Here is a 22,730-nt window from a genome sequence, read left to right as displayed (position 1 = left end):
CGCTAGGAGACGTCATGAGTGGTTTCGACATCGCCGGTCTCACCCCTCGAACGGTGGACGTACTGGTCGACGCGGGTAGCGAGTTGGCGGGTGAGGTGCGGGCGAAGATGCTGCACAGCCCGCGGCCGGTGTTCCTGCACTACGTCGAGCAAACCTTCGACACCCTGGTGCGGAAATTCTCCCTCGGCCTCGATCCCCGCCCGGCCACCCCGGCGCAGCAACTGTGCCTGCACCTGATGATCACGCACGCCGAGCAGGGCGGCGGCGAGCCCGACCCCGATCTGATCCGGCTGCACCGCGCGCTGCTGCCCGACCGTGCGCACGAGGAACTCGCCCAGATCGGAAGCGTCACCGCCGATTCCGGCACGCGCTACGATTTCGTCGCGCTCGCGGATGTGCTCACCGCGCCCGGCGTGAACGCCTTCTTCGCCCCCTTCGACCGGGACGACCTGGTCGCCTGACACTCCTCGCCGCGCGGTAGAACTGAGGATCACATCCACACGGCGGCACCGGAAGCGGTTGTGCCGCACCACGGAAAGGCCGGCTTGTGATCTCGCAGGTGTTCGCGACGATGTCCGCTCTGGGCATGGCTACCCGGGAGGCGGTCCGGGCCGGGCTCGACCGCACGCTGCCGGGCCGGACGACGATCCCCTTGCGCGTCGACCAGGTGACCGCGCGCTGGCTCGGCGACGCGCTCGGCCTGCCGCCGGGCGCCCTCACTTCGGTGCGGGTACTCGACACGCACTCCGGCACGGCCGCGCGCGCCCGCATCGCGGTCGAGAGCGAGTCCGACGACGTCCCGGCGCACCTGTTCGTGAAGCTGCCGCCCAGCGACTATCTGCAGCACGTCCTGATGAACGTGTTCGGTCTCGGGCTCCACGAGATCCTGGCCTATCGCGCGCTGGGCGGGCAGCCGCCGGTCCGGGTGCCGAAATGCTATGTCGCGCAATCCGATCGACTCCGGCGGCGCAGTGTCCTGGTACTCGAGGACCTGTCGGCCACGGCCCGATTCCGCACGGTGGTCGACACCGTCACCCGGGCCGAGGCGGAGGCCGTCGTCGACGCGCTGGGCGATCTGCACGCCGCGTTCTGGGAGACCGACCGCTTCGCGGGCGATCTGCGGCCGCTCGCCACCCGCACGGCCGCCGACATCCGGCTGGGCGACATCATCCGCCGCCGCTTCCTCGCCGAGATCACCGGGCACAGCGCGGATCTCATCCCGGCGGGGATGCGCCGCCGGTGCCGGATCTTCTACGAGCGCAGCGCCGACATCGACGCCTTCTGGGCCGCGCAACCGCGGACGCTGATCCACGCCGACCCGCACCTGGGCAACCTGTTCTTCGCCGACGGCGCACCCGGCTTCCTGGACTGGCAGATCGCCACGGCGGGCGCCGGCATCCGCGATGTCGCCTACTTCGCGAACGCCTCGGTGGAGCCCGCGCTGCTCCGCACGATCGAGCGAGACCTGGTGCGCCGGTACGCGTCCCGGCTCGCCGACGCCGGTGTCGACGTCGACGGCGAACGGCTCTGGACGCTGTACCGGGCCGCGATCACCGAGTTCTACCTGGCGGCCGTCTGCACCGCCGAGGCCGGTGATCGGATGCAGCCGTTCGAGGTGTCGCGGGTGGGTGTGGAGCGGGCCGTCGCCGGGGTCGCCGCGCACGACAGCTTCGAGGTGCTCACCACGCTGATCGAGGGCGCCCGCGCCTGACCGGCGCCGCAGGGGTCGCTCACCCCACGTCGAAACCCGCGGCCAGGTCGCGGAACGCCCGGTCCATGATGTCGGCGAGTTCCGCGCCCGGCCGCGTCAGCCAGTACTCGTAGGCCGCGACCGCCACCCCGAGCGCGACGTTCGCGATCGACTGCGGGATCAGCTCGCGCGCGGACACCCCGAGCCGCGCCGCGGCGAACTCCGCCACCACGGCACTCCACTCCCGGAACCGCAGCGTCGAATGCGCTTGCAGGGTAGGGACTTTCAGGATCAGCTCCATCCGCTTGCGATGCCAGGGCACGTGCGCGGGATCGAACCGGTTGAACTCCACGACCACCGTCCGCACCGCCTCCATGAGCGGCTGATCGTCCGGGCAGCGCGCGAAATGGGCGCGCATCACCTCCAGTTGCCCACCGAAATCGCCCCAGACGACGTCGTTCTTGGACTCGAAGTAGCGGAAGAAGGTGCGCTTGCTGATGCCCACCGCCGCCGCGATGTCCTCCACGGTGGTCGCGTCGAATCCGTGGCGTTCGAACAGCTCGAAGGCCGCCCGCTCCAGTTCGACGGCATTGGTCGAGCGCCGCCGGCCCGGTCGGCTGGCGGGCACGCCGCTGTCGGCCGATCTTTTTTCCGCCATCACCCTTCCAATTTGTCACCCGGTGTCATTATGCTGACGGTCACACTCGTTCGACCCCGACCCCCACAGGAGGAGCCATGAGCGACCAGACCGCCCACCGCACAGTAGTCGCCGACAGCGACGCGCTCGTCGAGGAAGACCTGCTCGTCGAGGATGTCTCGATCGACGGCATGTGCGGTGTCTACTGATCCGGCGGCGTTCGACCCGGCCCTGCCCTACCGTCTGGCGGGGTCGGTGTCGCTGCGACCCGAACCCTTCGGCGCCCTGGTCTACGACTACGAGACCCGGCGGCTGTCCTTCCTGAAGACACCACTGCTGGTCACGGTGGTCCGCGAACTCGACCGGCAACCCGATGTGCTCAGCGCCCTGGACGCGGCCGCGGTTCCGGCCCGCGACCGCGACCGTTATCTGCGCGCCCTGGCCGGACTGTGCGAATCCGGCACCATCGCCTCCCGTACCGCCCGCTGACCGCGAACAGGACGACCCATGAAACTGGTGAAACACTTCGAACACGGCCTCTCCTCACCGATCTGCCTGACGTGGGAGCTGACCTACGCCTGCAATCTGGCGTGCGAGCACTGCCTGTCGTCGTCGGGCCGGCGCGATCCGCGCGAATTGACCACGGCCGAGGCCGAGGCCGTCATCGACGAGTTCGAGCGGATGCAGGTGTTCTACGTCAACATCGGCGGCGGCGAACCCACCGTCCGGCCCGACTTCTGGGAGCTGGTGGACTACGCGGTCGGCCACGGTGTGGGAGTCAAGTTCTCCACCAACGGTATTCGGCTCACGCCCGAGCGGGCGCGGCGGCTCGCGGGTTCCGATTACATCGACGTGCAGATCTCCATCGACGGCGCGACGCCGGAGGTCAACGACGCGGTGCGCGGGCCCGGCTCGTTCGCCACCGCCTATCGCGCGATGGAGAACCTCGCCGCCGCCGGATTCGAGAATTTCAAGATCTCGGTCGTCATGACCCGCCACAATGTCGGGCAGCTGGACGAGTTCAAGGCCATCGCCGACCGTTTCGGCGCGCAACTGCGGATCACCCGGCTGCGCCCGTCCGGACGCGGCGCCGAGGTCTGGAACGAGCTGCATCCCACCGCCGAACAGCAGTTGCGGCTCTACGACTGGCTCGTCGCGCACGGTGAGGGTGTGCTGACCGGAGACTCCTTCTTCCACCTCAACGCCCTCGGCTCGGATCCGCTGCCCGGGCTGAATCTGTGCGGCGCGGGCCGGGTGGTGTGCCTGATCGACCCGGTGGGCGACGTCTACGCCTGCCCGTTCGCCATCCACGACGAATTCCTCGCCGGTAACGTCCGCGATCCGGGCGGCTTCGAAACCGTCTGGCGCACATCGGAACTGTTCACCCGGCTGCGGCAGCCGCAGACCGGCGGCAGCTGCACCTCGTGCTCGGCCTTCGACTCCTGCCGCGGCGGCTGCATGGCCGCGAAGTTCTTCACCGGCCTGCCGCTGGACGGCCCGGACCCCGAATGCGTGCGCGGCAACGCCGAATCCGCGCTGGCGGTGGCGGGCGCGCGGCCCGCGCCGGACAAGGACCACTCCCGCACCGGCCGCCGGGCGGTCGCCCTCGGCATGCCCGCCACCCGCCCCGGCGGCGCTCCCGACCGGGCCTGCGACACCAGCCCGCTGGCCGGTCTCCGGTAACCCCGCCTCCCCCAAGGACTTTCACATGGCAAGCACACGCAACTGGTTCGAGTCGGTCGCCGAGGCACAGCGGCGCGCGAACAAGCGCGTCCCCCGGTCGGTGTATCTGGCGCTGCTGGCGGGCTCGGAGGCGGGCGTGACCCTCGACGACAACGCCGCGGCCTTCGCCGAGCTCGGATTCCGGCCGCACATCGCCGACCTGCCCGCCACCCGGTACCTGTCCACAACCGTACTGGGGCAGGAGATTTCGCTGCCGGTGATCTGCTCGCCGACCGGTGTCCAGGCCGTGGACCCGGAGGGTGAGGTGGGTGTCGCGCGCGGGGCGGCGCAATCGGGCACGGCGATCGGGCTGTCCTCCTTCGGCTCCAAACCCGTCGAGGAGGTGGTCGCCGCCAACGACAAGACGTTCTTCCAGGTGTACTGGCTCGGCGACAAGGACGCGATGACCGCACGGCTGGACCGTGCCCGCGCGGCCGGCGCCAAGGGCGTCATCGTCACGCTGGACTGGGTTTTCGCCTCCGCCCGCGACTGGGGCAGCCCGGCGCTGCCGGAACGCATCGACATCAGGACCGCGCTGAGTTTCGCGCCGCAGGTGCTGGCGCGGCCCGGCTGGCTGTGGCGGTTCGCCCGCTCCGGGCACCTGCCCGACCTGACCACGCCGAACCTGGTGCCGCGCGGTGAACGGGGGCCGACCTTCTTCGGCGCGTACGGCGAGTGGATGGGCACGCCGCCGCCCACCTGGAACGACCTGGCCTGGCTGCGACAGCAGTGGGACGGGCCGTTCCTGGTCAAGGGCGTCGGCCGGCCCGACGACGCGAAGCGCGCCGTCGACATCGGGGCGACGGCGATTTCGGTCTCCAACCACGGGGGCAACAATCTCGATTCCACGCCCGCGACCATCCGGCTGCTGCCCGGTATCGCCGCGGCCGTCGGCGATCAGGTGGAGGTGCTGCTCGACGGCGGCGTGCGCCGCGGCGGCGATGTCGTCAAGGCGCTCGCCCTGGGCGCCCGCGCCGTCATGATCGGCCGCCCCTACCTGTGGGGCATGGCCGCGGCCGGCTCGCACGGGGTGCACAACGTGCTGGAGGTGCTGCGCCAGGGCATCGACGCCGCGCTCTACGGCCTCGGGCACTCGTCGGTGCACGACCTCGGTCCGGACGACGTGGTGATTCCCGACGGGTTCACCCGGGGGCTCTGATGTCCGACGCGCGAATCGCCCGCAGCGCGCCCGAATTCGCCTGCCGCACAGGCGGTGCCGTGCACGCCGACCGGCGATTCCGGCCATGAGGGTGCGGCTGGATCCCGGTGTCCGGCGCTTCGAGAACGGCCGCCTGCTCCTCGGCGGCGCACCGGCCCGCCTGCTACGCCTGGGGGCCGCGGGCACGCGCCTGCTCGACACGTGGCTGACCGGCGAGCCCGTCGCCGCCACCGCCACCGCGCGCGCCCTGGCTCGCAAACTCCTCGACGCCGGGATCCTGCACCCGATCGCGGAACCCGCCGACTCCCCCGCATCCCTTGTGACACTTGTGGTTCCGGTTCGCGACAACCCGCACGGCCTGACCCGCCTGCTCGCCGCGACCAGAGCTGTCACGACCCGGATCGTCGTCGACGACGGCTCCGCATCGCCGATCACCACCGCCGCGACCGGCACCACCCGCGACGCCTCCCCCACACCGGCCGCCACCACGAGCAGCGCGGCCCGGATCGCTGTCTCCGTCGGCGATCACACTCCGGTCACGGATTCCACCGGCAGCACGATGCGCGATCCCGTTCCCCGCGAGCCCTTCACGTCGACAGCCGCGACCCCGGGAGAGGAGACTCGGGCCGGCATCGACGACAGCTCGCGGGTGACTCTGGTCCGCCATGACCGCGCACGTGGTCCGGCCGCCGCGCGCAACGCGGGATGGCGGCGCGCCACCACGCCGCTGATCGCATTCCTCGATTCCGATGTGGTTCCCGCGCCGGGGTGGTTGGACCATGCCGTTCCGCTGTTCGACGATCCGGCCGTGGCCGCCGTCGCACCGCGGGTGGTGTCGCTGCGCGGCGGCCCGGTCGGCGAGTACGAGGCGCAGCGTTCGGCGCTCGATATGGGGCCCGAACCGGCCACCGTCCGGCCGGACGGGCGAGTTCGGTACGTGCCCGGCGCGGCGCTCGTCGTGCGCGCCGAGACACTGTGCGCGGTGGGCGGTTTCGATGAGGCGCTGCGGTTCGGTGAGGATGTCGACCTGGTCTGGCGATTGGTCGACGCGGGCTGTACGGTGCGCTATCAGCCGTTGTCGATCGTGCACCACGAACCACGGGGCAGTGTCGGTGCGTTTCTGCGGCAGCGTTTCGGCTACGGCACCTCGGCCGCCCCGCTCGCCCTCCGGCATCCCGGACTCCTTCCGGCCGCACAGCTTCCGGCCGGTGCCGTGGCAACGGCGGCGCTGCTGCTGTCCGGGCATTTCGCGGCGGCGATACTTCCGGCCGCGCTGACCGTCGCGCGGTCGGCGGAGCGGCTGCGACGCCGCGGCGTTCCCGTGACGACCGCCGTCCCGCTCGCCGCGGCCGCTCAGCTGCGCCTCGCGCGGCAACTCGCCGACACCGTGCGCCGCACATGGTGGCCGCTCGCGCTCTGCGGGCCCCGCGGCAGACGGGTACTGCGGGCCGCCGCCCTCGTCGCCGCGATGGAATCACTGCTCGAAAACACCGACGTCACAGTGCGTTTGGGCGACGAACTCGCCTACGGCCTGGGCGTCTGGGCGGGCTGCCTGCGGCATCGCACCATGGCGCCGCTGCTGCCGCGCGTGCGCCGGGAACGGACGGGACAGCGGCCGTGAACAACCCTCGACCAGCTTCGCCGCGTATCGCTCGCGCGGTCGCCGCACCGCCGCCGGAGTCGTCGCGAGGACGGAGCAGTGGTGACGCGGCTGGATGAGCTTCGTTCTCCGATGGTGGCCGAGCGGGCGCGCCACACGTTGCTGGCCGTGCCGCTCGGGGCGACCGAGCAGCACGGGCCGCATCTTCCGGTGGGGACCGATACCGTGATCGCGAGTGAGTTGTGCCGTCGGCTGGCGGCGGCGATGCCGGAGGAGGTGGTGGTGGGGCCCGCTGTCGCGTACGGATCCAGCGGGGAGCATGCCGGATTCGCCGGGACTGTGTCGATCGGGCAGGAGGCGCTCGAACTGCTGCTGGTCGAACTCGTCCGGGGCGCTGCCGATTTCGCGGGGGTGGTCCTGGTCAACGGGCACGGCGGGAACCTGGTCCCGTTGCGCGCCGCCGTGCGGAGGTTGCGTGCGGAGGGGCGGCCGGTGCTGGCCTGGTCACCGTCGGGACGTCCGGACGACAGCCACGCGGGGCATGCGGAGACCTCCGTCATGCTGCGGCTCCGGCCCGATACCGTCGCCCTGCGACATGCCGTGCGCGGCAATACCGATCCGCTGCCGGATCTCATCGACCGCCTGCGCCGCGGCGGCTTGGCGGCCGTCAGCGCGAACGGCGTGCTGGGTGACCCGACCCGGGCCACCGCCGCCGACGGTGATCGGCAGCTCGGCACCTGGGCGGCCGCACTGATCGACTGTGTTGCACAGCGTTTCCCGCCCCCGGCCACCGCCACGAAATGACCTTCGGCCCTGCACGCGAGCCAGCGGCCGGTCAGCCGGTCGCGCCGTGCAGCGCGCGGCCCGCGTAGGCGGGAGAGCAACCGGACGACAACGGCACGCAGCTCGCGGCGGGGCGGCGGTCACCGATCTCGGCGAGGCGGATCTCGGAGACCACGGCGACCTGCATCCGGACCGTCCGGTCGGCGGCCTCGGACGCGGGCCTCGAGCCGGCGGCGATCGGCGGGGCCGCGGTGTTCAGAGTCCTGACCGCCACGCGCGCCACCGACGTGGACGCGCTGACCGACATTTGGTCGAACGCATCGCGGGCGAGCCCGGGATCCGGATCACCGCGCGCAAGACCGACCCCGCGGACATTGTTATCCGCACTACGCGTGAGTAACCCGCACACGCGGTGTACCTGGGCGTGATATAGGTGCAGACTACGCGGGACCGGCAGTCGTAACCCCGCGCCCGACCGGGCCCTAGCAAAGAAGTGAAAGGAGCTGGCGAGTGTTCAGCCGCATCGCCGTCGTGAACCGGGGAGAGGCTGCCATGCGCCTCATCCACGCCGTCCGAGATCTGGCCGCGGAGACCGGGCAACGGATCGAAACCGTCGCCCTGCACACCGATGTCGATCGGAACGCGACGTTCGTGCGGGAGGCCGACATCGCCTACGACCTCGGTCCGGCGTCCGCCCGCCCGTACCTGGACCTGAAGGCGCTGGAACAGGCCCTGGTGACCACGGAGGCCGACGCCGCCTGGGTCGGCTGGGGTTTCGTCGCGGAGGATCCGGCGTTCGCCGAACTGTGCGAGCAGATCGGCATCACCTTCATCGGTCCCGACCCCGAGGCCATGCGCAAGCTCGGCGACAAGATCGGCGCGAAGCTGCTCGCCGAGGAGGTCGGCGTGCCGGTCGCGCCGTGGAGCCGCGGCCCCGTCGAGACCGTCGAGGCGGCGCTGACGGCCGCGGCCGAGATCGGCTACCCGCTGATGCTCAAGGCCACCGCGGGCGGCGGCGGGCGCGGCATCCGCGTGGTCACCAACGCCGACGACCTGGTCGACGCCTACGAGCGCACCCGCCAGGAGGCCGCCCGCGCGTTCGGCAGCGGCGTGGTGTTCCTGGAGCGGCTGGTGACCGGCGCCCGGCACGTCGAGGTCCAGGTGATCGCCGACGGCCAGGGCACCGCGTGGGCGCTCGGCGTCCGGGACTGCTCGGTGCAGCGGCGCAATCAGAAGATCATCGAGGAGTCGGCCTCGCCGGTGCTGCGGCCCGAGCAGGCGGCCGAGCTCAAGGCGTCGGCCGAGCGGCTGGCCGTCGCGGTGGGCTATCGCGGCGCGGCGACGGTCGAATTCCTGTATCACCCCGGCGACGAGTTGTTCGCCTTCCTCGAGGTCAACACGCGCCTGCAGGTCGAGCACCCGATCACGGAGTGCACCACCGGTTTCGACCTGGTCCGGGCGCAGCTGCACGTGGCCTCGGGCGGCCGCCTGGAGGGTGAGCCCCCGGCCGAGCGCGGGCACGCCATCGAGGCCCGCCTCAACGCCGAGGACCCCGATCGCGATTTCGCTCCCGCGCCCGGCCGCATCGCGCGGCTGGACCTGCCCGCCGGTCCGGGCATCCGCATCGACACCGGCGTCAGCGAGGGCGACACCATCCCCGCCGACTTCGACTCGATGATCGCCAAGATCATCGCCTACGGCCGCGACCGGGACCAGGCGCTGGGCCGCCTGCGCCGGGCGGTGGCCCAGACCCGGGTCGTCATCGAGGGCGGCGCGACGAACAAGAGCTTCGTGCTCGACCTGCTCAACCAGCCCGAGGTCATCGACGCCAGCGCCGACACCGGCTGGATCGACCGCGTGCGCGCCGAGGGTCGCCTTGTCTCGCACCGCAATTCGGCGATCGCGCTGGCCGCGGCGGCCATCGACGCCTACGAGGAGGAAGAGGGCGTCGAGCGGCAGCGGCTGCTGTCCACGGCGTCCGGCGGGCGGCCGCAGGTGCAGCACGAGAGCGGGCGGCCGCTGGATCTGAAGCTGCGCGGCGTCGGCTACCGGGTGCGGGTCGCCCGCATCGGCGCGCACCGATTCCGCATCGGCATCGAGGCGGGCGCCGATCTGCGCACCGCCGATGTCGACCTGGAGCGGTTCGACCGGCACACCGGTCAGATCGTGGTCAACGGCGTGCGATACCGCCTGACCACGGGCACGCACGGCCCGATCCACGTCGTCGACGTCGACGGTGTGACGCACCGGATCAGCCGCGACGAGGGCGGCGTGGTCCGCTCCCCCGCCCCCGCGCTGGTCGTCGCCACGCCGCTGGAGGTCGGCGCCGAGGTGGAGGCCGGCGCCCCGGTCCTGGTGCTGGAGAGCATGAAGATGGAAACGGTGCTGCGCGCGCCGTTCCGGGCCCGGCTCAAGGAATGCGGGGTCTCGGTCGGCACCCAGGTGGAGACCGGCGCGCCGCTGCTGCGCCTGGAGCCGCTCACCGACGACGCCGAGGCCGCCGACGCGGGCCCGGCCGAGACGGTCGAACTCGACCTGCCCGGCGAACCGGCGCACGTGCCGCACGTGCGGCTGACCCGCGGACTGCAGGATCTGCGCAGCCTGTTCCTCGGCTTCGACGTCGACCCGCACGACGAGCGCCGCGTGCTCGACGACTACCTCACCGCGCGCCGGGCGGCCATCGCCGACAACCGGCGGCCGCTGGCCGAGGAACTCGAACTGCTGCAGGTCTTCGCCGATCTCGCCGAGCTGAGCCACAACCGCTCGTGGGACGACGACGGCGGCCCCGGCCACGTGCACAGCGCCCGCGAGTACTTCCACACCTACCTGCAGAGCCTCGATGTGGAGCGGGCCGGGCTGTCGGAGTCCTACCAGGGCAAGCTGGCCAAGGCGCTCGAGCACTACGGCATCACCGAACTGGACCGCACCCCGGACCTCGAGGCCGCGGTGTTCCGCATCTTCCTCGCCCAGCAGCGGCCGTCCGACACCGTCACGGTGGTCACCACGCTGCTGCGGGAGTGGCTGCGCGAGCCGGTGCCGGACCGCGCGCTGCGCGAGCCGGTCGGCCTGGCGCTGGAGCGGCTGGTGGCGGCGACCCAGGTGCGCTTCCCGGTGATCGCCGACCTCACCCGCGGCGTGGTGTACGCCTGGTTCGGCCAGCCGCTGCTGCGGCGCAACCGCGCCCGGGTCTACACCACCGTGCGAAAGCACCTGCGGCACTTGGACACTCACCCCGACGCCGCCGACCGCGGCGATCGCGTCGCCGAGATGGTGCGCAGCACCGAGCCGCTGGTGCGGCTGCTCGGCCAGCGACTGGTGCGCGGCCGCGCCGACAACACGGTGATGCTGGAGGTGCTGACCCGGCGGTACTACGGCAACAAGGGGCTCACCGACGTGCGCGCCCGGGAGGCGGGCGGCTGCAACTTCGTCATCGCCGAACGCCGTGGCGTGAGCCTGGTCTCGGCCGCGGTGCGTTTCGACGCGCTCGGCACCGCGCTGCGCGGGCTGGCCGAACTGGCCGGCGGCGCCGCCTCCATCGAGGCCGACATCTACCTCGCCTGGGAGAAGCAGCCCGAGGACTTCGACGCCATGGCGGCGGCGCTGCACGAGGTGCTCGGCACGCAGACGCTGCCGAACCAGGTGCACCGGATCACCGCCACGGTCGCGGGCAGCGGCGGCGCGGTGATGCACCACCACTTCACCTTCCGCCCGACCGCCACCGGCATGGCCGAGGAGCGGCTGATCCGCGGCCTGCACCCCTACATCGCGCAGCGGATGCAGATGGAACGGCTGCGCAAGTTCGACGTGACCCGGCTGCCGTCCTCGGACGAGGAGGTGTACCTGTTCCGGTGCATCGCCAAGGAGAATCCGGCCGACGAGCGGCTCGTGGCGTTCGCGCAGGTGCGCGACCTCACCGCGCTGCGCGAGCACGACGGCCGGCTGCTCGCGCTGCCGACCGCGGAGAGCACCGTCGCCGCCTGCATCGACTCGATCCGCCGGGCACAGTCGCTGCGGCCGTCGGCCAAGCGGTTCCAGACCAACCGCATCGTGATGTACATCTGGCCGCCGATCGACCTCATCCCCGCCGAGTTCGAGACGATCGTCGACCGCGTGGTGCCGACGACCGCGGGCGCCGGGCTGGAGGAGATCCTGCTCATCGCCCGCCAGCGCGACCCGAAGACGGGTGAGCTGGTGAAGGTCGCCGTGCGCATCGCCTTCGACGCCACCGGCGGCACCTCGGTGACCATCGGCAAGCGCACCGACGAGGCGGTCGAGCCGATCGACGAGTACCGGCAGAAGGTGCTGCGCGCCGGCAGCCGCAACACCGTGTACCCCTACGAGCTGACCGGGCTGCTCGGCGAGTTCACCGAGTACGACCTCGACGCCGACCACGCCCTGGTGCCGGTGGACCGGCCCAAGGGCCACAACTCCGCGGCGATGGTCGCGGGCATGGTCACCACGCCGACCGAGCAGTATCCGGAGGGCGTCACCCGGGTGGTGCTGCTCGGCGACCCGACCAAGTCGCTGGGCGCGCTGTCCGAGCCGGAGTGCCGCCGGGTGATCGCCGCGCTGGATCTGGCCGAGCGCGAACAGGTTCCGCTGGAGTGGTACGCGCTGTCCTCCGGCGCCCGGATCTCGATGAAGTCCGGTACCGAGAACATGGACTGGGTGGCGGCCGCGCTCAAGCGGATCGTCGAGTTCACCCAGGCCGGCGGCGAGATCAACATCGTCGTCGCGGGCATCAACGTCGGGGCGCAGCCGTACTGGAACGCCGAGGCCACCATGCTCATGCACACCAAGGGCATCCTGGTCATGACGCCGGACTCGGCGATGGTGCTCACCGGCAAGCAGGCGCTGGACTTCTCCGGCGGCGTGTCGGCGGAGGACAACTTCGGGATCGGCGGCTACGACCGCGTGATGGGCCCGAACGGGCAGGCGCAGTACTGGGCGCCGAACCTGACCGCGGCGCGCGACATCCTGATGTCGCACTACGACCACACCTACATCGCACCCGGCGAGCAGGGGCCGCGGCGTGCGCGGACGGCCGACCCGGTCGACCGGGACGTCTCCGACTTCCCGCACGTGCTGGCCGGTAGCGACTTCACCACCGTCGGCCAGATCTTCTCCGCGGCCAATCCGGATCGCAAGAAGCCCTTCGACATTCGCACGGTGATGCGCGCGCTGTCCGACCAGGACCACCCGGTGCTGGAGCGCTGGGCGGGCATGGCCGACGCGGAGACCGCGGTGGTGCAGGACGCGCATCTGGGCGGTATCCCGGTGTGCCTGCTGGGTATCGAGTCGCAGAGCATTCCGCGGCGCGGCTTCCCGTCCACCGACGGCCCCGACACCTACACCGCGGGCACCCTGTTCCCGCGGTCGTCGAAGAAGGCGGCGCGGGCGATCAACGCGGCCAGCGGCAACCGGCCGCTGGTGGTGCTGGCGAACCTGTCGGGCTTCGACGGGTCGCCGGAGTCGATGCGCAAGTTGCAGCTGGAGTACGGCGCCGAGATCGGCCGCGCCATCGTGAACTTCGAGGGCCCCATCGTGTTCTGCGTGATCTCGCGGTACCACGGCGGCGCGTTCGTGGTGTTCTCCAAGGCGCTGAACCCGAATATGACCGTGCTCGCGCTGGAGGGCTCGTTCGCGTCGGTGCTCGGCGGCGCTCCGGCGGCGGCGGCCGTGTTCTCCGGTGAGGTCAACACGCGCACGGCGGCCGACGCGCGGGTGCAGGAGCTGCAGACACGGGCGGCCAACGCGACCGGTACCGAGCGGGCGGCCCTCACCGCGGAACTCGACGAGGTCCGCTCCTCGGTGCGGGCGGAGAAGCTGGGTGACGTCGCGGCCGAGTTCGACCGCGTGCACAACATCCAGCGCGCCGTCGAGGTCGGCTCGGTGGACGCGGTGATCCCAGCGGCCGAACTCCGGCCCCGGATCATCGCGGCCATCGAGGAGCGGCTGGCGGTCTGACACCGGCGGGCCGGGTGACCATGCCGGTCGCCCGGCCCGACCCGATACTCCCGCGGGTCGCAGATCACCGGAGGTTCGCAGCGTATGCCGTAAGTTTGCTTCGCAACGTTCGTCAACGGTGGTCCGATCGGCGAGGGAGGCGTGTTGACGGTACGGCCCGGCACCGAATCGGCGTACCCGCTGTCGAGGGCACAGTGGTCGTGGTGGCTGGCCCAGCAGCTGTATCCGGACGTGCCGGTCACCGTGGCGCTGTATCTGGATCTCGAAGGTCCGCTCGACCTCGGGTCGCTCGCCGGATGCGCGCGGCGGGCGGCACGCGAACTCGAATCGCCGCATCTGCGGTTCTGCCTGGTCGACGGCTATCCACGCCAATATCTCGATGCCGCCACGCCGTTGCCGTTGGAAACGGTCGATCTCACGGGCGAGGCGGATCCGCTCGCCGCGGCGCTGGACCGCATGGAGCGCGACCACGGCACGCCCCTCGATCCGCTCACCGATGTGCTGACGGTGGCGATCGTCTTCGCGGTGACGCCGACCCGGCATCTGCTGTATCTGCGGAGCCATCACATCGTGCTCGACGGTGTCGGCGCCGCCGCCGTGCTGCGCCGGACCGCACAGCTCTACCGCGCGCAGGTCGCTGCCGGGCGCGACGCCGAGCCGCCGGACGCCGGAGCGCTGTCGATCGCGCAGATCCTGGAAGACGAACGGGCATACCATGATTCGACGCGGGCGCGGGCCGACGGCGACTACTGGCGCGCGCAGCTGGCCGGATTCGACGGGCCCACCGGGCTGGCGGGGCGTCCGGCGCCGCCCGCCGGGACGCCGCACCATGTGGCGGGCGCACTCGACGAGGCGGCGGCCGGACTGCTCGCCGACGCGCAGGCGCGGCACGGGGCGACCTTTCCCGAGTTGGTCATCGCGGCCTTCGCCTGCCACCTCGCCCGCATGACCGGACGGTCGGAGGTGACGTTCACGATGCCCGTGCCCGCGCGGGCGACCGTGGCGGCGCGGCGGTCGGCGGGGACCATGTCGAATGTGGTCCCGCTGCGATTGACCGGCTTGGACGTGGCCACCGTCGGCGAGGTGATCGCGCAGGTGCGGGCGAAGGTGATCGGAGCGCTGCGACATCAGCGCTACCGGCACGAGGACATGTGGGACGGTCACGAGGCGGTGCTCGGCGGATTCGGGCCCGTCCTCAACGTCCTCGGATTCGTGGAGCCGCTGCGGCTGGGGCCGGTTGTCGGGCAGGCCCGGCTGCTCGCGCTGGGCCCGGTGCCCGACCTGCAGATCAACGGGTATCAGGCCGGGCCGGACGAACGGTCGGTGAGCATCGACTTCCAGGCCAACCCGGCACGCTATGGCCGCGATGCGCTCGCCCGGCACCACCGCCGGTTCCTGGACTTCTTCCGCCGTTATCTCGCCGCCGGAACCGATTGCCCCGCAACGGAAATCGACCTCCCGGCCAAGCTGCCGCAGGTGGCGCCGCCCGGCCCGGCGCGGCTCCTGCGCGAGCTGCTGAGCGCGGACCCGGCACCGGACGCCGTGGCCGTGCGCGACGGCGACCGCACGATGACCTACCGGGAGATGGACGAGGCGGCCTGTCGATGGGCTCGCGAATTGCTCGCCCGCGGCGCGGGCCCGGGGCGGTTCGTCGCCGTCGCCGTCGCGCGCTCGCTGGAATCGGTGCTGGCCCTGTGGGTGGTCGCCAGGACCGGGGCCTGCTACGTCCCCGTCGATCCGGCCGACCCGCCGTCCCGCATCGCCGCGATACTCACCGATTGCCGTGCGCGCCTGGGCATTACGGTCAGCTCGGTACTCGCCGAGCTGCCGTCCGGACTCGGTGCGCACGGCGAGCGGGATGCCGTCGAGTGGCTCGTCTTCGACGACCCCGGAACCGTGGCGGCCGTCGAACGGCATGCCGCGGACCCCGTGGGCGATGCCGAACTGCCCGCGCCGGTGCGGATGGAGCATCCGGCGTACGTGATCTACACCTCCGGCACCACCGGGACTCCGAAGGGGGTGGTGGTCGCCCATCGCGGGCTCGGGCCGCTCACGGACTACCTCGTCGAACACTACGGTCTCGGGCCGGATTCGGTGCTGCTGCACTCGCATACGGCGACGTTCGACGCGCATCTGCTCGAATTGCTGGCGGCATTCGCGGCCGGTGCCCGCCTCGTCGTGGCTGCGCCGGAGGTGGTCGCGGGACCTGCGCTGGCCCGGCTGATCCGCGACAGCGGCTGCACCGTCCTGCAGACCGCTCCGGCCGTGCTCGCCACGCTGTCGCCCGAACAGGTTCCCGGGCTCGCGGTCGTCGCCGTCGGCGGGGAGGCGTGTCCGGCGAAACTGGTGCGACAGTGGGCGCCGCACGTGCGGCTGCACAACGGCTACGGGCCGACCGAGGCGACGATCATGGCGACCGAGACCGCCGCCATGGCCGCCGACGCGCCGGTGTCCGTCGGGCGGCCGCTGCCCGGGGTGTTCGCCGCGGTGCTGGACGCCCGGCTGCGCCCGGTCCCCGAGGGCGCCCGCGGCGAACTGTACCTGGGCGGTCCCGCCGTCGCCGCGGGCTACCTCGGCAATCCGGCCGGTACCGCCGCCCGGTTCGTCGCCGATCCCTTCGCTGCCGGTCGGCGGCTGTACCGCACCGGAGACTTGGTGTGCGCCGGGCCCGGTGGCGACTTCGAGATCTTCGGCCGTCTGGACTGCCAGATCCAATTGCACGGCCGCCGTGTCGAACCGGCGGAGATCGAGGCCGCGCTGCTCGCCGCGCCCGAGGTCGCGTACGCGGTGGTGACGCTCACCGACGCGGGACGGCCGGGCGCGCGCCTGGCCGGATACGTCGTCCCCGCCGACGGCGCGCGGATCGATACCGCCGCGCTGTTGCGGAGGCTGCGGGCGGAACTGCCCTTCGCCCTGGTTCCTTCGGCGCTGGTCGCGCTCGACGCGCTGCCCATGGCGGGCAACGGGAAGGTGGACCGCGCGGCGCTCCCGGCTCCGGTCCCGGGCACTCGCGCCTATCGGCCGCCGCGGACCGGGCTCGAACAGCTGGTCGCCGACCGCTTCGCCGCCGTCCTGGACCGATCCGAGATCGGCCGGGACGACGACTTCTTCGAACTCGGCGGGAATTCCGTACTGGGCGTAACGATTTCGGCCGAGCTGGCCGCGGCGACCGGCCTGCCGATGGCATTGCACTGGCTCTATACCGCGCCCACCGTCGAACTGCTCGCCGCCCGGCTGGCCGGTCACGACACCGCCGCCGACGACGCGCTCGGCGTGCTGCTCCCGTTGCGCCGCAACGGCACCCGGCCGCCGCTGTTCTGCGTCCATTCGGCCGTGCCGCTGGCCTGGTGTTACGCCGGGCTGGCCCGCTATGTGACCGACCGGCCGGTCTACGGCCTGCAGGCTCCCGTGCTGACGGCCGCGGCGGAGATCCCGGCCACGATCGACGACCTCGCCGACAGCTATATCGACGCCATGCTGAGCGTGCAGCCGGAGGGGCCCTACCATCTGCTGGGCTGGTCGCTCGGCGGGCAGATCGCCCATGCGGTCGCGGTGCGGCTGCGGGCCCGCGGCGCCGCGGTCGCCGTGCTCGCGATGCTCGACAGCGTGGTCGTGCCCGCGAGCGCGGACCCGCCCCCGGTGCCGCGCATGCGTGATCTGCTGACCCACCTGCTCGGTGACGAGCCCGAGGACGCCGACGCCGCCCCGGACGTCACCGCGGCGGAGGCGGCCGCCGAACTCGCGCGCGCGGGCGCCTCCTTCGGCACCGGGTTGTCCGCGGACCAGCTCGAGCGGCTCCATCGCGGCTACGCGGCCGGGGTCGCGCTCTCGCACGGCTACCGGCCCGGCGTGTACGACGGTGACCTGCTGTACTTCTCGGCGACCCGGGGCATCACGGAGCTGCTGGGCGCGTACGTCTGGCGGCCCTACGTCACCGGGGAACTGGTCGAGCATCCCGTGGCCGCCACGCACGCCCAGCTGACCAACTCCGAGGTGGTCGCGGTGATCGGCCCGCTTCTCGCCGACCACCTCGAGCGCACCGCGGCAACCGAGAGCGCACTCCCGACGGTCTTCGACCGCCTCCCGGCGCGGCCCCGCGACGCCGCCGCATCGTCCAGCCAGCCGTAAGGTCCCTTCGGGTCGGCTCACAACAGGTCGGCCGGTCGGTTGTTTCGCCACACAGGCGGACGGCAATGCCAGTACGAAACACACCGGACGAACGGAGCGCTACCGCCATGTGCCTGCCCGCACCCCGGGCCGTCCGGCCGATCGAGACGGCCGGCGAGCCCGACTGCCGCCGGATCGCCGCCGCCATCTCCGCGGCCCTGCCGGGCCGTCCGGCGGTGGGCATCGCGGCGGTCGGGGCCGGCAGGCTGGAATCCGGTGGCGCGGCCTCCAACTCCCGCGCGCACCTGCTCGAGGACACCCAGCTGATCCACCTCGGGGGCCCGGTCCGGGACGCGGCCGCGGGCGGACGGCCGATCCTCGTCGCCGACATGGCCCTGGAAACGCAGTGGGACAACGATTTCCGCCGCGAGGTGCAGATGCTGGGCGCCCGCTCCCTGTTCTGCCAGCCGGTGACCGCCGCGTCGGAAGTGGTCGGCGTCATCACCCTCTACGGCTCCCGCCCCAACGCCTTCCACGCCGCCGCCCCGGACCTCCTGCGCCCCTTCCGGGTGACGGTCACCGACGCCCTCATACGCCTGCACACCTCCGAGCGATAGCCTCGCGTCCCGCCCGGCGCGAGCGCGCCTCGGCCACGCTTCGCGATCGGCCACCGCGCATCCGAGTCGGCCGACCGGCCACCCGGCCGCGGAGAACATGCGGGGACCGTGGCCGATTCGCCGCGTCGTTCGGCGCGTTCATGCCTCGGCGGCCGCGACGTGGGCGGCCGTGCGGCGCGTCGACCGTTCGGCACGCCGGACCACGGTGACCGCGGCGAGGACCGCCACCAGGCTGAAGCACGCCGCGACCAGGGAGCCGCGCCGGAACCCCTCGGTCAGGGCCTGCGCCCCGCCCTCGGATACGCCACGTGCCACGGCGATCGCCACCGCCGCGACGACGGCGGTCCCCAGCGCGCCGCCGATCTCCCGCGCGGTCTCCACCATGCCCCCGGCCAGTCCGCTGACCGCTTCGGGTATGCCGACGAAGGCGGCGACCTGAATCGACACCAGAGACAGGCCGACACCCGCGCCGACGGCGAGGAAGCCGGGGAACAGGTCCGGCCAGTAGGCGGCGTGCACCGGCACGCGGGCCAGCCACAGCAGTCCGGCCGCCGAACTCGCCTGCCCGAGTACGAGCGACCACCCGGCGCCGAGTCGCGCCAGGACGATCGGCGCGATCCCGGCGGCCACCACGACCGCGGTCGCGGCGATCGCGAGGTACGCCACGCCCGTGCGCAGCGCCGAGTAGCCGAGCACCTGCTGCATCAGCAGCGACGCCTGGAAGATCGTCGCGAAGAACGCCGCGTACACCAGTGCGGCAACGAGATTCGCGGCGTTCAGGGTCGGCCGCCGGAACATCGACAGCGGCACCAGCGGTTCCGCCGTCCGATGCTCCACGACGACGAACGCCGCGAGCAGCACGACTCCGGCCGTGAGGAACCCGAGCGTCACCGCCGAGGTCCACCCGTGCTCGACGCTCTTGTTGATGGCGTACACCAGGGCCGCGAGCCCGGCGGTCACCGTCACCGCGCCGGCCGCGTCGAACGGCCCGCGGTGGATACCACGGTCGGCGGGAACGAATTTCGCGATCAGCGCCACCATCGCGGCCACGATGGGCACATTGATGAAGAACACCCACTGCCAGCCCGGCCCGGCGGTCAGCGCGCCGCTGACCACCACACCGACCGAAGCCGCGCTGCCACCGGCCGCCCCGAACACGCCGAGCGCCTTGGTGCGCGACGCGCCCTCGGGAAACGTGGCCACCAGGACCGCGAGCGCGGCCGGAGCGGCCAGCGCCGCGCCGATGCCCTGCACCGCCCGCGACGCCACCAGCTGCGCGAACGACGCCGAGATCCCGGCGGTGAGGGAGGCGACCGCGAACAATGTCAAGCCCAGCAGCAGCATCCGGCGGCGGCCGAGCAGGTCACCGGCGCGCCCGCCGAGCAGCAGCAGTCCGCCCAGCAGCAGGACATAGGTGATCACCACCCATTGCAGATCGCCGGGCGCGAGCCCGAGATCGGCCTGGATGGCGGGCAGCGCCACGTTCACGATGGCGATGTCGAGGGTGATGATGAACTGGGCGCCGCACATCAGCGCGAGGATCGCGCCGGGGTGCGGCGTCCGCCGCTCGGATATCGGTGGCGGCAGGAGAGTTTCGTCGACCATACCTTCCACAACCGGCGGCGGGCCGCGAACTCGTCGCGGCGGTCGTCATCCGAGCGTAGCGGGCAGCCCGAACAGCGCGAACAGCTCGGGTTGCAGGAACGCGTGCAGTGCCACGATCTCGCCGCCCGCGCATTCCAGCACCTGGATACCGACCGCTTCGAAACGCCCGTCGTGGTAGCGGTACACGCCCACCGCCGGGCAGCCGTTGGCCTCGATCGGCACCAGCCGCTTGCCCCGGCAGCCGAGGTCGGATTCGATCAGCCAGCGGCGGAACGCTTCCCGCCCCGACAGCCAGAACGCCACCGGCGGCATATCGATCACGGCGTCGTGCCGCAGCAGCGCGACGATGGTGTCGATATCGAAGTCCTCGAAGGCCGTGACGTAGCGTTCGAGCAGCCCGGTGTCGATCGGTTCGGCCGCGCCGGGGTCCGCCGGCGCCGCCGCGAGGACCGACCGGGCGCGGCGCAGCATGCTGTTGACCGCGTCCACGCTGGTGTCGAGTAGTTCGGCGACCTCGGCCGCTCGCCAGCACAGCACGTCGCGCAGGATGAGCACGGCTCGCTGGCGCGGCAGCAGATGCTGGAGGGCGGCGACGAAGGCCAGCCGCACCGACTCCCGGGAGATCGCCCGTTCCGAGGGATCGTCGGCGAGGGGGGTCGGAAACGGTTGCAGCCAGGTCGATTCGGGCAGCGCGGGGCCCAGTTCGCCGTGCGGGTCGGCGGCGGCCGCCAGGTCCATCGGCATGGCGCGCCGCCGCCGCTCCCCGGCCGCGTCGATGCACACATTGGTCGCGATGCGATACACCCAGGGCCGCAATCCGGCCGGATCGGCCAGACCGCCCGCGGATCGCCAGGCCCGCATCATGGTCTCCTGCACGGCGTCCTCGGCCTCGAGCGCGGAGCCGAGCATCCGGTAGCAGTAGCCGAACAGCGGTTGCCGCAGTGCGGCCAGGTCGCGCTCCAGCGCCGGCGGGGCAAGAACGGTTGTCGGGTTCATCCGCGGTGACTCCTCGAATCGGACCGGTGCGCTCGCAGGGAACGCCTTCGACAGTGACGACCGGAGCGGCGGCCGAAACTCGTCGCGGCGGTGTCGGCGCGCCGGTGATCACCGCGTATTCGATTAATCTCGGGGTCATGACGTCATGGCGGGCGCGGGCGATCATCGCGCGGATGCGGTGGCAGCGGAACAAGCGGTTCTACGCCGACCCCGCCGTCATGCGCGCGAACCTGGCGAATCATCAGGCGCCGGAACGGTCGCGCCCGCCGCGGTGGCTGACCGGCACGCACGAGGTGTGCACCACGGAGATCGACGGCCGTGCCGTGGTCACCATGACGCCGAGGGGCGGGCCGCGGTCGCCGTGGCACATCTTCCACCTGCACGGCGGCGGTTTCGTCGAGGCGCCCGAGTCACACCACTGGCGCTTCGCGGCCCGGATCGTCGATCGGCTCGGCTGCACCTACACCATGCCGATGTATCCGCTGACACCCGAGCACGACCATCGGGCGATCGTGCCGATGGTCGAGCGCGCCTACGCCCACGCCGTCGCCGATGTCGCGCCTCGGGATCGGATCGTCTTCGGCGACTCGGCCGGTGGGACTCTCGCGCTCACGCTGGCACGTCATCTCCGTGAACGGGGACAGCCGCAGCCGCGCGGCCTGGCCCTGTTCTCGCCGTGGATCGATCTCGCCACCGACGATCCGCTGTCGCTGGCACTGGACGACCGCGATCCGGAACTCGGGGTGGCCGGGCTGCAGCAGGCGGGCCGCTGGTATGCCGCCGGGCTGGCGCTGGACGATCCGCACATCAGTCCCGCCTTCGCCGACCTCACCGGCCTGGCCCCGATCATGGTCTTCATCGGCCATCGCGACATCCTGCTCCCCGACGCGCGGCGGATCGCCGAACTCGGCGCGGCGGCGGGCGTCCCGGTCGACCTGCGCGAGTACCCCGGCATGTTCCACAACTGGATCATGAAGGACATTCCCGAAGCCCGCCACGCCACCGACGAACTGTTGGAATTCCTGCGCGCCGCACCGGACCGGTGAAACACCACTGCGCACGAAACATGTTGAGCTAGCGTCGAATCCGTGACTGCTCTGGACGCGGCGGCGCGACGCGACGCCCTGCTCGGCGAGACCGACCTGCTCGCCGGCCTGTACCTGTCCGCCGACCCCGCGACGCCGATTCCGACCTGCCCGGACTGGACGCTGGCGAATCTCGTCGCCCACGTCGGCCGCGCGACCCGCTGGGCCGCGGCGATCATCGCCGCCCGGACCACCGCGCCGATCGACATCCGGCAGGTCCCCGACATCCGCCGCCCGCACGACCCGGAGGAGGCCGCCCGCTGGCTGCGCGGCGGCGCCGCGGCGGTGCTCGACAGCCTCGCGAGCGCCGGGGACGACACCCCGGTCTGGACGACGATCGGCACGCCACGCCCCGCCGCGTGGTGGGTGCGGCGACTCCTGCACGAGGCGACCGTCCACCGCGCCGACGCCACGCTGGCCCTCGGCCGCGAATTCGTCCTCGGCCCCGGGCTGGCGGCCGACGGTCTGTCGGAATTCCTCGGCCTCGTCGCGCTGGCCACGCATTTCCGGACGCCCCTCGACGAGGGCACCAGCCTGCGCCTGCACGCCAGCGACACCGACGACACCTGGACGATCCACCGGTCCGGCGACACCGTCACCGCCACCGACAGCCCCGCCCCGGCCACCCTCACCCTGCGGGGCACCGCCGCGGAGCTGTTCCTGCTACTCCTGCGCCGAATCCCCGCCGACGCTGCCCGTGTGGAGACCACCGGCGATCTGTCGGTACTCAGCACCTGGCGCGAGCGCGTCCGGTTCTGACGG

The 22,730-nt window shown here is 72.1% G+C and carries 17 protein-coding genes; 13 read left to right on the top strand and 4 right to left on the bottom strand.

The annotated features are described in order from the left end of the window. Positions 1-14 precede the first annotated feature (14 nt). Both NWFMUON74_RS15535 and NWFMUON74_RS15530 read left to right on the top strand, forming a co-directional pair. Positions 15-461 (top strand): hypothetical protein, encoded by a 447-nt coding sequence (locus NWFMUON74_RS15535; RefSeq protein ID WP_187688491.1) that lies wholly within the window; start codon positions 15-17, stop codon positions 459-461. 125 nt (positions 462-586) lie between these two features. Continuing rightward, positions 587-1,711, top strand: coding sequence for a phosphotransferase (locus tag NWFMUON74_RS15530; protein WP_232111044.1), 1,125 nt, complete (start codon positions 587-589; stop codon positions 1,709-1,711). Positions 1,712-1,730: 19 nt separating this feature from the next. Here the strand turns inward: NWFMUON74_RS15530 and mftR are convergent, their stop codons facing one another. Then, positions 1,731-2,348, bottom strand: a complete 618-nt coding sequence (gene mftR / locus NWFMUON74_RS15525; protein ID WP_187688489.1) for a mycofactocin system transcriptional regulator — start codon at positions 2,346-2,348, stop codon at positions 1,731-1,733. Positions 2,349-2,425: 77 nt separating this feature from the next. Between mftR and mftA the strand changes: the two genes are divergently transcribed. From mftA to mftE, 6 genes are all read left to right on the top strand, one after another. Then, a complete protein-coding gene (mftA, locus tag NWFMUON74_RS15520) occupies positions 2,426-2,536 on the top strand; it encodes a mycofactocin precursor MftA (protein WP_187688488.1) in 111 nt (36 codons plus the stop codon). After that, positions 2,526-2,816, top strand: coding sequence for a mycofactocin biosynthesis chaperone MftB (gene mftB, locus NWFMUON74_RS15515; protein ID WP_232111043.1), 291 nt, complete (start codon positions 2,526-2,528; stop codon positions 2,814-2,816). Before mftA ends, mftB begins: the two co-directional genes overlap by 11 nt. An 18-nt stretch (positions 2,817-2,834) precedes the next feature. Beyond that, on the top strand, positions 2,835-4,010 hold the full coding sequence (mftC, locus tag NWFMUON74_RS15510) for a mycofactocin radical SAM maturase (protein WP_187688486.1): 1,176 nt from the start codon (positions 2,835-2,837) through the stop codon (positions 4,008-4,010). 25 nt (positions 4,011-4,035) lie between these two features. Beyond that, positions 4,036-5,208 carry a pre-mycofactocin synthase MftD gene (mftD, locus tag NWFMUON74_RS15505; RefSeq protein WP_187688485.1) on the top strand — a complete coding sequence of 391 codons (1,173 nt, stop codon included), beginning with the start codon at positions 4,036-4,038 and terminating at the stop codon, positions 5,206-5,208. An 85-nt stretch (positions 5,209-5,293) separates the two neighbouring features. Next, positions 5,294-6,829, top strand: coding sequence for a mycofactocin biosynthesis glycosyltransferase MftF (gene mftF, locus NWFMUON74_RS15500; protein ID WP_187688484.1), 1,536 nt, complete (start codon positions 5,294-5,296; stop codon positions 6,827-6,829). 81 nt (positions 6,830-6,910) lie between these two features. Continuing rightward, on the top strand, positions 6,911-7,612 hold the full coding sequence (mftE, locus tag NWFMUON74_RS15495) for a mycofactocin biosynthesis peptidyl-dipeptidase MftE (protein WP_232111042.1): 702 nt from the start codon (positions 6,911-6,913) through the stop codon (positions 7,610-7,612). A 31-nt stretch (positions 7,613-7,643) separates the two neighbouring features. On the opposite strand, the gene NWFMUON74_RS15490 is transcribed toward mftE, so the two are convergent. After that, entirely contained in the window at positions 7,644-7,865 is a 222-nt protein-coding gene (locus NWFMUON74_RS15490; protein ID WP_187688483.1) for a hypothetical protein, read from the bottom strand. A gap of 236 nt (positions 7,866-8,101) precedes the next feature. Between NWFMUON74_RS15490 and NWFMUON74_RS15485 the strand changes: the two genes are divergently transcribed. The 3 genes from NWFMUON74_RS15485 to NWFMUON74_RS15475 all read left to right on the top strand — a co-directional run bounded on the left by NWFMUON74_RS15485 (position 8,102) and on the right by NWFMUON74_RS15475 (position 18,282). Then, positions 8,102-13,558 carry an ATP-binding protein gene (locus NWFMUON74_RS15485; protein ID WP_187688482.1) on the top strand — a complete coding sequence of 1,819 codons (5,457 nt, stop codon included), beginning with the start codon at positions 8,102-8,104 and terminating at the stop codon, positions 13,556-13,558. Between the two features lie 141 nt (positions 13,559-13,699). Further along, entirely contained in the window at positions 13,700-17,686 is a 3,987-nt protein-coding gene (locus NWFMUON74_RS15480) for a non-ribosomal peptide synthetase (protein ID WP_232111041.1), read from the top strand. Between the two features lie 65 nt (positions 17,687-17,751). Then, on the top strand, positions 17,752-18,282 hold the full coding sequence (locus NWFMUON74_RS15475) for a GAF domain-containing protein (RefSeq protein ID WP_187688481.1): 531 nt from the start codon (positions 17,752-17,754) through the stop codon (positions 18,280-18,282). A 138-nt stretch (positions 18,283-18,420) separates the two neighbouring features. Here NWFMUON74_RS15475 and NWFMUON74_RS15470 read toward each other — a convergent pair whose 3' ends face one another. After that, positions 18,421-19,887 (bottom strand): MFS transporter, encoded by a 1,467-nt coding sequence (locus NWFMUON74_RS15470; protein ID WP_187688480.1) that lies wholly within the window; start codon positions 19,885-19,887, stop codon positions 18,421-18,423. Positions 19,888-19,932: 45 nt separating this feature from the next. After that, positions 19,933-20,883, bottom strand: coding sequence for an RNA polymerase subunit sigma-70 (locus NWFMUON74_RS15465; protein WP_187688479.1), 951 nt, complete (start codon positions 20,881-20,883; stop codon positions 19,933-19,935). Between the two features lie 137 nt (positions 20,884-21,020). On the opposite strand from NWFMUON74_RS15465, the gene NWFMUON74_RS15460 reads away from it, so the two are divergent. Beyond that, positions 21,021-21,929 carry an alpha/beta hydrolase gene (locus NWFMUON74_RS15460; RefSeq protein WP_187688478.1) on the top strand — a complete coding sequence of 303 codons (909 nt, stop codon included), beginning with the start codon at positions 21,021-21,023 and terminating at the stop codon, positions 21,927-21,929. A 42-nt stretch (positions 21,930-21,971) separates the two neighbouring features. Next, positions 21,972-22,727, top strand: a complete 756-nt coding sequence (locus NWFMUON74_RS15455) for a maleylpyruvate isomerase family mycothiol-dependent enzyme (RefSeq protein WP_187688477.1) — start codon at positions 21,972-21,974, stop codon at positions 22,725-22,727. Positions 22,728-22,730: the final 3 nt, after the last annotated feature.

It is taken from the genome of Nocardia wallacei (assembly GCF_014466955.1).
In the GTDB taxonomy this organism is placed as follows: Bacteria; Actinomycetota; Actinomycetes; order Mycobacteriales; family Mycobacteriaceae; genus Nocardia; species Nocardia wallacei.
The sequence above is the reverse complement of the archived record's forward strand: the minus strand, read 5'-3'. Positions and strand labels throughout refer to the sequence as shown.